The organism is Micromonospora kangleipakensis, assembly GCF_004217615.1.
Classification (GTDB): domain Bacteria; phylum Actinomycetota; class Actinomycetes; order Mycobacteriales; family Micromonosporaceae; genus Micromonospora; species Micromonospora kangleipakensis.
The window spans coordinates 7,038,893-7,054,055 of record NZ_SHLD01000001.1 but is presented as its reverse complement, the minus strand read 5'-3'; the positions used below and the strand labels follow the sequence as shown (position 1 = coordinate 7,054,055).

Here is a 15,163-nt window from a genome sequence, read left to right as displayed (position 1 = left end):
CCCGCAGCCGCGAACGAAGAGGGTGCCGTGACCCAGCCGACCCTGTTCAGCACCGCCGCGCCGGCGCCCCGCATGGCCGACTCCGGGCCCCGCTACACCCCGGTGGAGCTGGCGAAGCTGCTGAGGCTGCCGGCGCCCACCCGGGAGCAGGCGGCGATCATCGCCGCGCCGGTGGAGCCGCTGCTGGTGGTCGCGGGCGCCGGCTCCGGCAAGACCGAGACGATGGCCGCCCGGGTGGTCTGGCTGGTCGCCAACTCGTACGTCCGACCGGAGCAGATCCTCGGCCTCACCTTCACCCGCAAGGCGGCCGGCGAGCTGGCGAACCGGGTGCGTACCCGGCTCGACCAGCTCATCCGCCGGCTGGGCCGGCAGGGGCGCGACGCGCACGACGACCCCCTCGCCGGCGAGCCGACCGTCTCCACCTACCACTCGTACGCCGGCCGGATCGTCACCGAGCACGGGCTGCGCGCCGGCTACGAGCCCACCACCCGGCTGCTCACCGAGGCGTCCCGCTGGCAGCTCGTGGACCTGCTGGTGCGCAACTACGACGGCGACATGTCCGACGTGGACCGGATGCCCAGCACCATCACCGACGCGGTGCTGGCCCTCGCCGGGGAGCTGGACGAGCACCTGGTCGACCCGGACGAGCTGGCCGCCTGGACCGGCCGGTTCTTCGCCGACGTGCAGTCCCGCCCCGGCCGGGTCTACGCCGACGTGCGGAAGTCCCTCGCCGTCCAGCAGACCCGGCTGCGGCTGCTCCCACTGGTCCGGGCGTACGCCCGCCGCAAGGACGACTTCGAGGCGATGGACTTCGCCGACCAGCTCGCCCGGGCCGCCCGGGTGGCCCGGGACCACCCCGGCGTCGGGGTGATCGAGCGGGACCGCTTCCGGGTGGTGCTGCTCGACGAGTACCAGGACACCAGCCACGCCCAGGTGGTGCTGCTCAACGCGCTCTTCGGCGGCGGCCACCCGGTCACCGCCGTCGGCGACCCCTGCCAGTCCATCTACGGCTGGCGGGGCGCGAGCGCCGGCACCCTGGACCGCTTCCCCGGCGACTTCGCCCGCGCCGACGGCGCCCCGGCCGACGTGCTGAGCCTGACCACGAGCTGGCGCAACCGCCCGGAGATCCTCGGGGTGGCGAACGCGCTGGCCACGCCGCTGCGGGCCGCCGGCGCGCAGGTGCCGGAGCTGCGCGCCGCGCTCAGCGTCAAGGAGCCGATCCCGCACCGCAGCCCGCGCGGCCAGGCCGCCGGCACCGTGCACTGCGCGCTGCTCCACACGTACGCCGACGAGGCCGAGTGGATCGCCGACAGCGTCCTCGGCGCCTGGCGCGGGGCGGCCCGGATGCCCGGGGCGCTGCCCGAGCACATTCCGGTGCCGCAGCGCCCCACCACCGCCGTGCTGGTCCGGCTGCGCAGCCAGATCCCGGCCATCGAGTCCGCGCTGCGCGCCCGCGGGCTGCCGGTCGAGGTGGTCGGCCTGGGCGGGCTGCTGGACACCCCCGAGGTCCGGGACGTGGTCTGCACGCTGCGGGTGCTCGCCGACCCGACGGACGGGGCGGCGCTGCTGCGGCTGCTCACCGGGGCGCGCTGGCGGATCGGGCCGCGCGACCTGGTGGCCCTGCACCGGCGGGCCCGCTCGATCGCCCGGTCCCGCAGCGAGCTGACCGGCGACGACGGGCCGGAGATCGCCGTGGACGTGCTGGACGAGGCGACGCTGGTCGAGGCGCTGGCCGACCTGGGGCCCGCGCAGGCGTACTCGGCGGAGGGGTACGCGCGGCTGCGCGCGTACGGGATGGAACTGGCCCTGCTGCGGTACCGGCTCGACCAGACGCTGCCGGAGCTGATCGCGGACATCGAGCGGACCATCGGCCTGGACGTGGAGGTGGCGGTCCGGGCCGGCCGGGACGGCGCCGGCGACGCCGGCCTGGCCCGCGGCCACCTCGACGCCCTCGGTGACGTCGCCGCCCGGTTCAGCGGCGAGACCCCCGGCGCGACCCTGGCCGGCTTCCTGTCCTTCCTCGCCGCCGCCGAGGACGAGGAGCGCGGGCTCGCCCCCGGCGAGGTCGAGGTGGTGGAGGGGGCGGTGCAGATCCTCACCGCGCACGCCGCCAAGGGCCTCGAGTGGGACGTGGTGGCGGTGGCCGGGCTGACCAGGGGCGTCTGGCCGGGGCCGGTCCGCAACTCCGACCACTGGCTGGGCGGCCTGGGCGTGCTGCCGTTCCCGCTCCGGGGCGACGCCGACGGGCTGCCCGAGCTGGGGCTGGCCGCCGCCGAGGACCAGCGCGGGGTGGCCCGCGCGCTGGAGGACTTCACCGACGCCTGGCGGGCGCACGACGAGCGGGAGGAGCGCCGGCTGGCGTACGTGGCGGTGACCCGGCCCCGGCGGCTGCTGCTCTGCTCCGGGTACTGGTGGGGGGAGGGGACGAAGCGGTTCCGGGGGCCCTCGGTCCTCCTCAGCGAGGTGCACGACGCCTGCCTGGACGGCGGGGCCGGGCACCTGATCGACGAGTGGGCGCCGGAACCGCCCGGCGACGCGGTCAACCCGACCACCGAGGTGGTGCTCCGCGCCGAGTGGCCCGCCGACCCGCTCGGCGCCCGCCGGCCGGCGCTGGCCGAGGCCGCCGCCCTGGTCCGCCGCTTCCTCGCCGACCCGGAGGCGGCCAGCCGCGCGCCCGCCGCTCCCGAGGCGGCCCACCCCGAGCGCGCCGAGCCGGAGGCGGCCCGCCGTGAGCTGGCTCACCCCGAGGCGGCCCGCCCCGAGCGCGACGACTCCGTGGCGACCCGCCCTGAGCCCGCCGACCCGGGGGCGGCGCGCGGTGAGCCCGGCGGCCCGGCGGGGGCCGGGGCTGGCCGGGACGGCGTCGCCGGAGCGACGGGCGGCGACGTCCCGGCCGCCGACGGCGCGGACGACCCGGAGGTGGCGCGGTGGCGGCGGGAGGCGGACCTGCTCCTCGCCGAGCGGGCCGAGCTGCTGCGGCGGGCCGACTCGGTCGAGGTGGAGCTGCCCGGGCACCTCTCGGTGACCCAACTGGTGGCGCTGCGCCGCGACCCGGGGGCCCTCGCGCGTGCCCTGCGCCGCCCGATGCCCACCGAGCCCAACCCGTACGCCCGCCGGGGCACCGCCTTCCACACCTGGCTGGAACAGCGCTTCGGCGCCGACCGGCTGCTGGACGTGGACGAGCTGCCCGGCGCCGCGGACGACGACGCGGCCCCCGACGAGGCGCTCACCGAGCTGCAGGAGCGCTTCCTGGCCAGCGAGTGGGCCGACCGGATGCCGCTGGAGGTGGAGGTGCCGTTCGCCACAGTGATCGCCGGTGTGGTGGTACGCGGGCGGATGGACGCCGTCTTCGCCCGGCCGGGCGGCCGGTTCGACGTGGTCGACTGGAAGACCGGCCGGCTGCCCGCCGGGCGGGAGGCCGAGGTGGCCGCCGTGCAGCTCGCCGTCTACCGGCTGGCCTGGGCCGAGCTGGCCGGGGTGCCGGTCGAGCGGGTGGGCGCCGCGTTCCACTACGTGCGGGACGGCGTGACCGTCCGCCCGGCCGACCTGCTCGACGCCGACGGGTTGACCGCGCTGATCGCCGGCGTACCGGAAATTTCGCCGGATGGCCCCGCGTTACGTAATCCGTGGTAGGTTAGGCGCGTTGCAGTTTTGGTTTCCAGAGACTCTGTGTGCGCCTGGCGGATTGTGGCCCCAGGCGCTCTTTGTTGTGTCCGGAGTTCTCCGGGCGGGGCGACCAGCAGCGACAGGCGATTCGCGCAGTTCCGCGCGGAGCGCTCCTCTTCGAGCCCGCAACAGGTGCGGGTTCGACGTTCCGTCAAGGAGACGAAACAAATGGCTATTGGCACCGTCAAGTGGTTCAACGCTGACAAGGGCTTCGGCTTCATCACCCCGGACGGCGGCGGCGCCGACGTCTTCGCCCACTTCTCGGCGATCCAGTCCTCCGGCTACCGGAGCCTGGACGAGAACCAGCGGGTCGAGTTCGAGGTGACCCAGGGCCAGAAGGGCCCGCAGGCGGAGAACATCCGCCCGCTCTGATCTTCGGATCACCCAGCACCATCCACCGCGCCCTAAGGGCGCGGTGACGGGACCGGTCCGCCGCGCCGCCCCCCCCGCTCCGGCGGGGCGTGGCGCGCTGCGGCGGACCGGCCCGTACCCCCTTCGGTTCGTGCTTGTGAGTCGCGACGGGTTTCACCGCCGACGACAGCGCCGCCTTTCGGCGCCCTCCCTCGACACGTGCCGCGTCGAGGAAGGCATTCCGCATGACCATGACCATTCCCACCTTCGCCGCGACCGGGCTCGCCCCGGCGCTGCTCACCGAGCTCGCGACGCAGGGCATCACCGAGCCGTTCCCGATCCAGTCGGCGACCCTGCCGGACTCGCTCGCCGGCCGGGACGTGCTGGGCCGGGGTCGTACCGGCTCCGGCAAGACGCTCGCCTTCGGGCTGCCCCTGCTGCACCGCATCGCCGGCCGCCGGGCCCGCCCCGGCCGCCCGCTCGCGCTGGTGCTGGTGCCGACCCGGGAGCTGGCCCAGCAGGTCACCACCGCGCTCGCCCCGTACGCCCGGGCCCTCGGGCTGCGCTGCGCCACCGTGGTCGGTGGCCTCTCGTTGCAGCGGCAGGCGGACGCGCTGCGTGCCGGCGCCGAGGTGGTCGTGGCCACCCCCGGCCGGCTGCACGACCTGATCAACCGGGGTGACGCCCGCCTCGGCGAGGTCGCCATCACCGTGCTCGACGAGGCCGACCAGATGGCCGACATGGGCTTCCTGCCGCAGGTCACCAAGCTGCTGGAACAGGTCGCCCCGAACGGCCAGCGGATGCTCTTCTCCGCCACCCTGGACGGCGGCGTGGACCGGTTGGTCCGCCGCTTCCTGAGCAACCCGGTCTCGCACTCGGTCGACCCGGGCACCGCCACGGTGACCGCGATGACCCACCATGTGCTGCACGTCGACGCGATCGACAAGCCCGCCGCGCTCACCCAGATCGCCGCCCGCGAGGGCCGCACCATCCTGTTCATGGGAACCAAGCACCGCGCCGACCGGCTGGCCCGCCAGCTGCTCTCCAAGGGGGTACGCGCGGCCGCGCTGCACGGCGGCAAGTCGCAGCCGCAGCGCACCCGGATCCTGGAGCAGTTCCGCACCGGACAGGTGACCGCCCTGGTCGCCACCGACGTGGCGGCCCGGGGCATCCACGTGGACGGCCTGGACATGGTGGTCAACGTGGACCCGCCGACCGAGGCGAAGGACTACCTGCACCGGGGCGGGCGTACCGCCCGGGCTGGGGAGTCCGGCAGCGTGGTCACCCTGGTCCTGCCCGAGCAGCGCCGGGATGTCACCCGGCTGATGAGCGTGGCCGGCATCAAGCCGCAGTCGACCCAGGTCCGCCTCGGCGACGAGGCGCTGGCCCGGGTGACCGGCGCCAGGGAGCCCTCGGGCGTACCGGTGACGATCAACGTGCCCCAGCCGGCGGCCGCCCCGCGGGGCGGGTCGACCCGGGGCCGTCGCGGGGCCGGCGACGGTTTCCGCGCGGCCGGCACCGGCGGTCGTACCGCAGGTGAGACCGGTCGTGCCGCCGACGGCGGTCGCTCGGTCGCCTCCGGCGAGGCGTCCGGCCCGCGGCCGGCGCACCGCGCCTCCGGTCGCCGCCGTCGCCCCCAGCACCCCCGCACGGCCTGACGCTCGTCCCGCTCCCGCGTTGATCAGATCTTGATGTGATTCGGCCCCTCCGGGGGCCGTTTCGCTTTGAGTCGGGGATCAGCGGGGGTTGCGTCCGATGGGTGACTGTCATGGGCGCTCTCTTCGCCGAGGCTGGCAGCCGGGGGGAAGAGGTCGGGCCGGGCGGCCGGGCGTGGAGGGGGGACCATGGCGGGCGAGACCGGCTCGGGGGCACTGCGCGAGCTGCTGCTGGTCGCCGCGGTCGCGGGGGCGGGGTTGCTGCTCGCCGTGGTCGCGGCGTTCGGCCCCTGGCATCCGACCTCCGACGGCACCGCCCGGGCCGGGCTGGTCGAGTTGCACAGCCCGGCCGGGCGGACCACCGGACCGACCGCGAGCTGAGCCGATCCTGTGGCGCCCCCAGCGTCAGCGGGTCGGGGCGCGGTCCGTGAGCAGGTCGGCCAGGGTCGTCCGGTCGACGACCAGGGCGATCGCGCCGTCCACCGCGAGCCAGACGTCCCGCAGCCCGGTGGCCACCCCGTGGTAGCCGGCGCGGTCCGCCGGCAGGCCCCGCACGCTGGTCAGCGAGCCGCCGACCGCGCGCAGCACGTCGCCCACGCTGATCTGGTCGGCGGGGCGGGTCAGGGCGTAGCCGCCCTCGGTGCCGCGGTGGCTGTGCAGCAGCCCCGCGCGGCGCAGGTCGAGCAGGATGCCCTGAAGGAAGCTGAGCGGGATGTCCTGGCTCTCGGCCAGGCTCGCCGCCTTGACCAACTCGCCGCCGCCGGACCCCCCGTTGCCGGTGGAACCGGCGGTGTCGGCGACGGCGAGCATGGCCCGGAGCGCGTAGTCGGCTCTCGCGGAGACGTACACGGGCTCAGTTGCCGGCCTGGTCCAGCACGCCCCAGCGGCGCCGGATCGCCTTGTCGGCGGCGCCGAACGCGGCGTCCACCACCAGACCCACCACCAGAATGACGATCATGATGGCCATCAGCCGCGGCGAGTCGGAGAAGTCCCGGGCGTAGGTGAGCTGCGCGCCGATGGAGGTGCGCTCGGCGATGACCACCAGCAGCTCGCCGGCCATCAGGCTGCGCCAGGCGAACGCCCACCCCTGCTTGAGCCCGGCCACGATGGCGGGCAGCGCGGCCGGCGCGATGACGTACCGGTAGAGGTTGAGCCCCCGGGCGCCCATGTTGCGGCCGGCCCGGATCAGCAGCGGCGGCACGTAGTCCACGCCGTGGATGACGCCGTTGGCGACGGACGGGGCCGCGCCGAGCACCACCACGAAGAAGATCGCCTGCTCGGTGAGCTGGAAGAGCACGATGGCGAGCGGGAACCAGGCGATCGACGGCATGGTCTGCAACGCGGTGATCATCGAGCCGAGCGCGGCCCGGAGCACCTTCACCCGGGCCACGGCGAGGCCGAGCACCAACCCGACCGCGACCGCGGCGGCGAAGCCGACGGCGGCCCGCCGGCCGGTGGTGGCCAGGCCCTCCCAGAGTGCGGCGCTGCCCAGGTAGCGGCCGAGGTCGGCGAAGACGGTACCCGGTGCGGGCAGGGCCCACGGGTCCTTCCAGCCGGTCCAGAACACGACCTGCCAGATGCCGATCACCAGCGCCAGAGCGGCCAGCTTCGGCCAGGTGGCCGACCACAGACGCCGGGCCCGCGAGCCGGGCTGCTCTCGGCCCGCGATCTCCAGCGCGTCCAGGCCGGAGATCTCCGCGTCGGTACGCGGGGTCGCGGCGAGCGTGTCACTGGCCATGGCGGCCCACCTCCGTACGCAGCCGGTCGGTGACCTCGGCGGCGATGTTCGCGATCTCGGGGGAGTCGATCCGTCGGGGCCGGGGCACGTCGACCCGGGTGGAGTAGATGATCCGGCCGGGTCGGCTGGAGAGCAGGATGATCCGGTCGGCGAGCCGGGCCGCCTCCCGGACGTTGTGCGTCACGAAGAGCACGCTGAGCTTCCGCTCGGACCAGATCCGCTCCAGCTCGTCGTGCAGGATGTCCCGGGTCATCGCGTCGAGCGCGCCGAACGGCTCGTCCATCAGCAGCACCGGGGTGTCCAGGGCCAGGGTGCGGGCCAGCGCGACCCGCTGCCGCATGCCGCCGGAGAGCTGGTGCGGCCGTTTGCGGCCGAAGTCGGCCAGGTGGACGGTGCGCAGCAGTTCGGCGACCTTCGCCCGGCGTTCGGCCCGGGGCAGCCCGCGCAGCTTCAGCGGCGTCTCCACGTTGGCCTCGACGGTGAGCCAGGGAAAGAGCGCCGGCTCCTGGAACATCAGGCCCGGGTTGACCCCCTCGCCGAGGTCGATCCGCCCGCCGCTGGCCCGGTCCAGGCCGGCGACCAGGTTGAGCAGCGTGCTCTTGCCGCAGCCGGAGGCGCCGACCAGGCAGACGAACTCGCCGGGGGCGACGTCCAGCGACACCCCGTCCAGGGCCAGGACGGCGTTCTCGCCCTGGCCGTACACCTTGGTCACGCCCCGCAGCGCGACCGAGCCGGTCGCGCTGCGGGGGGTCGTCGTGGTCGACGTCATGGCTGGCTGACCTCGGGCTTGCCCTCGGCCTTCAGCACCTCGTTGAGGAACTTCAGGTCGTAGAGGCCGTTCAGGTCCACCGGCTGGGTCAGCTCGACGGCGACCGCGTGGTCCAGGCCGGTCTTCAGCGAGGACGCGATGGGGTCGTTGGTGAACTCCAGGGTCGGCCAGGCCTGCTTGATCAGCTTGATGTCCAGCGGCTTGCCGGTGATCTTGCCGATGTGGTCGGAGATGGCCTGCTGCGCCTCGTCCGGCTTGGTGTTGACGAACTCGTTCGCCGCGACCTGCCCCTCGACCAGCTTCTTCACCACATCGGGGTGGGCCTTGAGGAACTTGGTGCTGACGATCAGGTTGGTGATGACGAACTTCTTGTCCGGCCACAGGTCCCGCTCGTCGACCAGGACCTTGCCGCCGGCGTTGACCAGCCGGGACACGAACGGCTCGGGCACCCAGGCGCCGTCGATGGCGCCGCTGGTGAAGGTCTCCACCGTCTGCGCGTTCTCCTGCGGGACGACCTTGACGTCGCCGCCGCCCTCCTTGGTGGTCTTGAGGCCCTTCTCCTTGAGCCAGTAGCGCAGCGCCACGTCCTGGGTGTTGCCGAGCTGCGGGGTGGCGATCTTCTTGCCGCGCAGCTGCTCGACCGTGGTGATCTCCGGCTTGACCACCAGGGCCACGCCGCCGGAGGCGGCGCCGGAGACGACCCGGACCGCCTCGCCCTTGGACTTGGAGAAGGCGTTCACGGTCGGGTTCGGACCGATGTACGTGGCGTCGAGCGCGCCGGAGAAGACCGCCTCGATGGCGGCGGGGCCGGCGTTGAAGGTCTTCGTCTCCAGCTTGACGTCGCTGCCCAGCTTCTCGGCGAAGATGCCCTTCTCCACGCCGACCACGGCGGGTGCGTGGGTGATGTTGGGGAAGTAGCCGAGGCGCAGCGTCACCGGGCCGGACTTGCCGGCGGCGTCGTCGCTGTCGCCGCACGCCGCCGTGGTGCCCAGGGTGGCCACGCCGACGACGGCGAGCGTGGCGAGGGAGGCCAGCCGACGGAAGGGGAGCCGTCTCATCGTCTATCCAATCCGCAGTATTCCTACTTAGTTGGTAGGAAGAGTGGGGCAGACTGTGGCCGGCGTCAAGACCGATCCACGATCCGGGACACGCCGCCCCAGCATTCTCGGCAATTCCCACCTGTTCGGTGGACTTCGCGGAGCCGGTCGGGCCACCGGCGGGACGGCCGTCCGGGCCGCCGCCGGAATCCGCCGGGCGCGCCGCCCACCGCTGCCCGGGAGGAGCCGGGTACGCGGGGGGCCGACGCGCTAGTGTCGATCTCGTGCCGACGCGGAGAGCGAAGATTCCAGCGACGAAGTACCCGGTCGAGCGGTTCACCCTCGACAACGGCCTGCGGGTGGTGCTCACCCCCGACCGCAGCGCCCCGGTGATCGGGGTGGCGGTGGTCTACGACGTCGGCATCCGCTCCGAACCCGAGGGACGCACCGGCTTCGCCCACCTCTTCGAGCACCTGATGTTCCAGGGCTCGGAGAACCTGGAGAAGCTGGCCCACTTCCGGCACGTCCAGGGCGCCGGCGGCACCTTCAACGGCTCCACCCACCTGGACTACACCGACTACTTCGAGACCCTGCCGAGCAACGCGCTGGAACGGGCGCTCTTCCTCGAGGCCGACCGGATGCGCGGCCCCCGGCTGACCGAGGAGAACCTGCGCAACCAGGTCGACGTGGTCAAGGAGGAGATCCGGGTCAACGTGCTCAACCGGCCGTACGGCGGGTTCCCGTGGCTGACCCTGCCGCCGGTCATGTTCGACACCTTCCCGAACGCGCACGACGGCTACGGCTCCTTCGTCGACCTGGAGTCGGCCACCGTCGCCGACGCGGCCGACTTCTTCCGTCGCTACTACGCCAGCGGCAACGCGGTGCTGGCGGTCAGCGGGGACGTCGACGTGGCCGAGGCGACCGAGCTGATCGAGCGGCACTTCGGCGACGTGCCGGCCCGGCCCGCCCCGCAGCGCCCCGACTTCACCGAGCCCGACCTGACCACCGAGCGGCGCGCGTCGTACACCGACAACCTGGCCCCGCTGCCGGCGGTGGCCGGGGCCTGGCGGGTGCCCGACCCGGTCGACGACTTCGCCGGCTACCTGGCGTACGTGGTGCTGGCCGAGGTGCTCACCGACGGGGACGCGTCCCGGCTGGTCGAGCGGCTGGTCCAGCGGGACCGGACGGTCACGAGCCTCGGCGGGTACCTCGGCTTCATGGGCGACCCGTTCGACGTGCGCGACCCCACCGCCCTGCTGCTCCAGGCGCACCTGCCGCCCGGCGGCGACGTGGACAAGGTGCTGCGCACCATCGACGAGGAGCTGGACCGGCTGGCCACCGACGGGCTGACCGAGGGGGAACTGGCCCGCACCCAGGCGCGCATGGCCACCCACCTGCTGCGCGACACCGACGCGGTGCTCGGCCGGGCGCTGCGGATGGCCGTGCTGGAGCAGCAGCGCGGCGAGCCGGGCCTGCTCAACGAGCTGCCCCGGCTGGTCGGCGAGGTCACCGAGGAGCAGGTCCGCGCCGCCGCCGCCACCCTGCGGCCGGAGCGCCGCGCGTCCATCGAGGTCATCGCCGGAGGTGCCCGGTGAGCGCGAGGAGTGAGCCGGGTTTGCGAGCCCCGCAGTCGCGAACGGAGGAGGGTCAGTGACGGCAACCGTGGAGACCGGGCCGCGGCCGCTGCCGCCGCTCGGCCCCAACCGCAGGCTCAAGCTGCCGAAGCAGGCCGAGCGCACGCTCGCCAACGGGCTCACCGTGATCGCCGTACGCCGGCCGGCGGTGCCCCTGGTGGAGCTGCGGCTCTGGATGCCGTTCGGGCGCAGCCACCTGGCCCGCGGCGCGATGCTGGCGCAGACCATCCTCTCCGGCACGCAGACCTACACCGCGAACCAGATCGCCGCCGAGCTGCAGAAGGTCGGCGGCGGGCTCTCCGCCGGGGTCGACCCGGACCGGCTGATGCTCTCCGGGGCCGGCCTGGTCACCGGGCTGGACCGGATGCTGGAGATCCTCGCCGACGTGCTGACCGGGGCGATCTATCCGGCCGAGTGGGTCGACACCGAGCGGGACCGGCTGGTCGACCGGATCCAGGTGGCGCAGAGCCAGCCTGCGCACCTGGCCCGCACCGCGCTGCTCAAGCGGGTCTACGGTCGGCACCCGTACGCGATCCAGACCCCCGAACCCGACCAGGTCCGCGCGGTCCGCCCGCCGGCCCTGCGCAAGCTGCACGCCGAGCGGGTGCACCCGGCCGGCGCGGTGCTGGTGCTGGTCGGCGACGTGCAGCCCGAGCGCGCGCTGGACGCCGCCGAGCAGGCCCTCGCCGGTTGGCGCGGGGACGGGCACGTGGCCGAGCTGCCGCCCGCCCCGCCGCTGGAGCCCGGCCCGCTGCTGCTGGTCGACCGCCCCGGCTCGGTGCAGTCGTCGCTGCGGATCGCGCTGCCGGCGGTCCCGCGCACCCACCCCGACCACGCCGCGCTGCAACTGGCCAACCTGGTCTTCGGTGGATACTTCTCCTCCCGCTGGGTGGAGAACATCCGGGAGGACAAGGGCTACACCTACGGCCCGCATTCGCTTGTCGAACACTCGGTGGCCGGGTCCGTGCTGGTCGCCGCCGCCGAGGTGGCCACCGAGGTCACCGCACCGGCGCTGCTCGAGACGACGTACGAGCTGGGGCGGCTGGCGTCCCTGCCGGTGAAGCCGGAGGAGCTGGAGCAGGCCCGCCAGTACGCCCTCGGCACCCTCCAGCTCGGCATGTCCACGCAGGCTGGGCTCGCCTCGCTGACCAGCGCGTACGCCGGCAACGGGCTGCGCCTGGACTTCCTCGCCGAGCACGCCGCCCGGTTGGCGAAGGCGACCGTCGACGACGTCGCCGAGGCCGGGGCGCGCTACCTGGCCCCAGCGAAGGCGGTCACCGTCGTGCTCGGCGACGCCGACCGGGTCGCCGGGCCGCTCTCCGCCCTGGCCCCGGTGCGGACGGAGCCGGCGTGACCGGTGAGGCCGCCCCGCCCCTGGCCCGGTCCACACTGGACCGGGCGGCGCACCGGCGTGCCGACCCGGGCTGGCTCGCCGAGGCGTGGGAGCGGGCGCGGGTGCTGGTGCTGGACTCGGCCGCCGACGGCCGGGCGCTGGTCCGTGGCGAGGCGGCCCCGCCGGAGCTGGTGCTGCTCGGCTCCGGCGAGCTGTCCGCGGTGCCCCGGTCGGTGCCGATGTTCCTCGGTGTCGAGCCGGACGGGGTGCCGGTCTTCGCGGTGGACGCGCCGCTGCCGGAGCTGCCCGGCGCCCGGGCGGTGAACCTGCGCGAGGTCGGCCATCTGCTCGTCGACCGGGACGCCGGCATCTTCACCACCGCGCTGGCGCTGCTGAACTGGCACATCCGGCACGGCTACTCGTCCTCCACGGGGCATCCGACCCAGGTGGACGAGGCCGGCTGGTCGCGGATCGACCCGGACGGCGGCCGGGTCTGGCCGCGTACCGACCCGGCGATGATCGTGCTGGTGCACGACGGCGTGGCCGGGCCCGAGGGGCGCTGCCTGCTCGGCAACAATGCCACCTGGCCGGGCACGCCCGGCCAGCGTCGCTTCTCCTGCCTCGCCGGCTACGTCGAGCCGGGGGAGTCGGCGGAGGCCGCCGTGCTGCGCGAGGTCCGCGAGGAGGTCGGCGTCGGGGTCGAGGAGATCGGGTACGCGGGCAGCCAGTCCTGGCCGTTTCCGGGCTCGCTGATGCTCGGCTTCCTGGCCCGCGCCGACGCCGACGAGCCGGTACGCGTCGACCCGGCGGAGATCGCTCACGCCCGCTGGTTCACCCGCCGAGAGATCGGCGCCGTCCTGGCCGGGCGCCCGGTCGACGTGGGCGAGGGGAACCGGCTGGTCCTCCCGCCGCCCTCCTCGATCGCGCTCTTCCTGATCCACCGCTGGCTCGACGGCCACTGCTGACCCGCCCGCACCGGCCGGTTCGCCGATGCGGCCCGGTCCTCACGGTCGAACACCGCCACATTGCCGAGCCGGGCCGGTCTGGTCGGGCAGGGACGCGGTCCCGGCCCATGACCGTCGTTGCCGCGAGGGTCACGGGCCGGGAACACGGGCCGTCGTGGTCGGCTGGGGCAAGGAACGGCGGGGGAAGCCGGTCCGGCCACGACGGACGTCAGGTGGGGTCAGGCGCGATCCCAGCGGTACGGGGGCCCGGGGTCCGGGTCGGAGATCGGGAGCACCTTGACCCGCTGCCGGCCGGAGCGGACCGCGCCCACCGTGGCGAGGGCCCGGGCCAGCACGAGCGCGGCGTCGCGATCCTCGGCGTGCACGACCTGGCGGCGTGGCTCGGGCGTGGTGGTCTCGTCCCGCAGCCGGCCACCGCCGGCCCAGGCGGCCGCGATGTCGTTGTCCGCGACGGCGCGGATGTCGGTGCGAACGATCAGGAACCGCATGGGTGTCCCCCGGACGGATCGCGACGAGCGAGTACGGGATGGAACTTCCACGTCACTCTTTCGACAGGTTACGCCGGGTGGTCGTCCCAGCAAGTGAAACCCGGCTATCTCCTCGGGGCGTAGACCGATCGGGGGACCCCAGCTCAGGACGGTTGTCGGGGGTGGACAGCGAGAGGGCCGCCGGCAGCACGCCGACGGCCCTCTGGTCCTCGCCGGATCAGTTCAGATCGAACTGGCCGTTCTTCGCGCCGGCGATGAAGCCGAGCCAGCCGGCCCGGTTGAACAGCAGCACCGGGCCGCTGCGGTCCTTGCTGTCCCGCAGCGCGACCGCGGCCGGCCCGGTCCCCAGCGGCGCGACCTCCACGCAGTTGGAGGTCTGGCTGCGGGTGCTGGTGCGCCAGGGCGCGCCGGCGAGCTGCTGGGCGAGGTCGGACGGGCTGTTGTGGATCTCATTCATGGTTCTGCTCCTGGTCTGAAGTGCTCCGATGGGGGCGAGTGACGCCGCAGGCCGGACGGACGCGTCCCCTCGTCGGGTCACCGGTCCGTCGTCAGGCGCCCCGACTCACGGCGGCGCTGGACCGGCGCCGCTGCCGGCCCGAACGCCACCGTGGACTCGGGTGCCGTGTCGGTCAGCCGCCCCGTCGCCTCGATGAGCCAGGAGAGGGTGTCCGATGCGGAGAGCGCCGCCGAGCATAGCCACTCGAACGCCACTTTATAGCGATTTAGGGCGGTTACCTCGGTTGACATGACGTCGGTGAAGCCGCCTTCGATCGCGAGCGTCTCCGGATCGAGCGGATCGGCGAACCGGTAGACCGAGAAGGCGGTCGGTGGGAGGTACCAGTCGGCGATCCGGGTGTCCCGCAGCAGCAGGTGCAGCGTGACGTTCGGCAGCATGGCCAGCTCGCAGAGGTGCAGGATCTGCTCGTGCAGCACCTCGGGCGGGCCGGCGCGCCGGCCCAGGGCCGCGTCCTCCAGCACCGCCGTGTAACGGGGCGCGTCGGGGGAGCGGGTCAGCAGCGACTGGCGGGCCTGCCGGGCGCGTACCTCGGTCTCCGGGTCCTCGCCGGTCTCCGGGTCGCCGGCCTCCTCGGCGACCTGGGCCGCCGAGATGATCCGGTGCCGGGCGTACCCCGGGGTCTGCAGCAGCCCGGGCACGATCACCGGGTTGTACTCCGAGATCTCCGCGCAGCCCGCCTCCAGCTCGGCGAAGCCGCGCTGCTGCTGGGTCATCACCGGGAAGTTGCGCAGCCAGCCGCGCATGTCGCCGGCCTCCTGGGCGATCCCCAGCAGCTCCTCGTGCAGCTCGCCGGCGGCCCCGTAGAGGACCAGCAGGTCCCGGACGTCGTCCGGGTCCGGGCGGCTGCGGCCGTTCTCCAGTCGGGACAACTTGGACGCGGAGGCCCAGCCGATCCGCTCGATGACCTGGTCCCCGGTGAGACCAGCCGCCTCGCGCAGCCGGCGCAGTTCGGTGCCGAGCCTGCGCCGGCGCAGGATCGGGCTCGGTACGGCAGGAGGCACGGCGTCCTC

At 74.2% G+C, this 15,163-nt stretch carries 14 protein-coding genes; 7 read left to right on the top strand and 7 right to left on the bottom strand.

Translation table 11 applies throughout. From position 1 onward, the window contains the following. Nucleotides 1–27: 27 nt before the first annotated feature. The 4 genes from EV384_RS33550 to EV384_RS33535 all read left to right on the top strand — a co-directional run bounded on the left by EV384_RS33550 (nt 28) and on the right by EV384_RS33535 (nt 6,053). Complete coding sequence (locus EV384_RS33550; RefSeq protein ID WP_130339770.1) at nt 28–3,633, top strand: ATP-dependent helicase; 3,606 nt, start codon at nt 28–30, stop codon at nt 3,631–3,633. Between the two features lie 201 nt (nt 3,634–3,834). Next, complete coding sequence (gene cspE, locus EV384_RS33545; protein WP_007464836.1) at nt 3,835–4,038, top strand: transcription antiterminator/RNA stability regulator CspE; 204 nt, start codon at nt 3,835–3,837, stop codon at nt 4,036–4,038. Between the two features lie 224 nt (nt 4,039–4,262). Next, the gene (locus EV384_RS33540) at nt 4,263–5,675 is read left to right on the top strand and encodes a DEAD/DEAH box helicase (RefSeq protein WP_130339768.1); all 1,413 of its coding nucleotides are present in this window, start codon (nt 4,263–4,265) and stop codon (nt 5,673–5,675) included. A 186-nt stretch (nt 5,676–5,861) separates the two neighbouring features. Continuing rightward, nucleotides 5,862–6,053: a hypothetical protein gene (locus EV384_RS33535; protein WP_130339767.1), complete on the top strand. Its 192-nt coding sequence runs from the start codon at nt 5,862–5,864 to the stop codon at nt 6,051–6,053. 24 nt (nt 6,054–6,077) lie between these two features. Here the strand turns inward: EV384_RS33535 and EV384_RS33530 are convergent, their stop codons facing one another. The 4 genes from EV384_RS33530 to EV384_RS33515 are packed head-to-tail and all read right to left on the bottom strand — an operon-like array spanning nt 6,078 to nt 9,237. After that, the gene (locus tag EV384_RS33530; protein ID WP_130339765.1) at nt 6,078–6,521 is read right to left on the bottom strand and encodes an RrF2 family transcriptional regulator; all 444 of its coding nucleotides are present in this window, start codon (nt 6,519–6,521) and stop codon (nt 6,078–6,080) included. Nucleotides 6,522–6,525: 4 nt separating this feature from the next. After that, nucleotides 6,526–7,410 (bottom strand): ABC transporter permease, encoded by an 885-nt coding sequence (locus EV384_RS33525; RefSeq protein WP_130339763.1) that lies wholly within the window; start codon nt 7,408–7,410, stop codon nt 6,526–6,528. Next, nucleotides 7,400–8,179 carry an ABC transporter ATP-binding protein gene (locus EV384_RS33520; protein WP_130339761.1) on the bottom strand — a complete coding sequence of 260 codons (780 nt, stop codon included), beginning with the start codon at nt 8,177–8,179 and terminating at the stop codon, nt 7,400–7,402. The genes EV384_RS33525 and EV384_RS33520 overlap by 11 nt, the downstream gene beginning before the upstream one ends. After that, complete coding sequence (locus EV384_RS33515) at nt 8,176–9,237, bottom strand: ABC transporter substrate-binding protein (RefSeq protein ID WP_130339759.1); 1,062 nt, start codon at nt 9,235–9,237, stop codon at nt 8,176–8,178. The genes EV384_RS33520 and EV384_RS33515 overlap by 4 nt, the downstream gene beginning before the upstream one ends. 263 nt (nt 9,238–9,500) lie before the next feature. On the opposite strand from EV384_RS33515, the gene EV384_RS33510 reads away from it, so the two are divergent. Genes EV384_RS33510 through nudC form a run of 3 tightly spaced genes read left to right on the top strand, consistent with a single transcriptional unit; the run spans nt 9,501 to nt 13,148 of the window. Then, nucleotides 9,501–10,811, top strand: a complete 1,311-nt coding sequence (locus tag EV384_RS33510) for a M16 family metallopeptidase (protein WP_130339757.1) — start codon at nt 9,501–9,503, stop codon at nt 10,809–10,811. A gap of 55 nt (nt 10,812–10,866) precedes the next feature. Beyond that, the gene (locus EV384_RS33505; protein WP_130339755.1) at nt 10,867–12,204 is read left to right on the top strand and encodes a M16 family metallopeptidase; all 1,338 of its coding nucleotides are present in this window, start codon (nt 10,867–10,869) and stop codon (nt 12,202–12,204) included. Beyond that, nucleotides 12,201–13,148 (top strand): NAD(+) diphosphatase, encoded by a 948-nt coding sequence (gene nudC, locus EV384_RS33500; RefSeq protein WP_130339753.1) that lies wholly within the window; start codon nt 12,201–12,203, stop codon nt 13,146–13,148. The genes EV384_RS33505 and nudC overlap by 4 nt, the downstream gene beginning before the upstream one ends. A 218-nt stretch (nt 13,149–13,366) precedes the next feature. Here the strand turns inward: nudC and EV384_RS33495 are convergent, their stop codons facing one another. The 3 genes from EV384_RS33495 to EV384_RS33485 form a co-directional block, all read right to left on the bottom strand. Continuing rightward, complete coding sequence (locus EV384_RS33495; RefSeq protein WP_130339751.1) at nt 13,367–13,636, bottom strand: hypothetical protein; 270 nt, start codon at nt 13,634–13,636, stop codon at nt 13,367–13,369. Nucleotides 13,637–13,853: 217 nt separating this feature from the next. Next, a complete protein-coding gene (locus EV384_RS33490; protein WP_130339749.1) occupies nt 13,854–14,093 on the bottom strand; it encodes a DUF397 domain-containing protein in 240 nt (79 codons plus the stop codon). A 77-nt stretch (nt 14,094–14,170) separates the two neighbouring features. Beyond that, nucleotides 14,171–15,154 carry a helix-turn-helix domain-containing protein gene (locus tag EV384_RS33485; protein ID WP_130339747.1) on the bottom strand — a complete coding sequence of 328 codons (984 nt, stop codon included), beginning with the start codon at nt 15,152–15,154 and terminating at the stop codon, nt 14,171–14,173. Between the last annotated feature and the right edge of the window lie 9 nt (nt 15,155–15,163).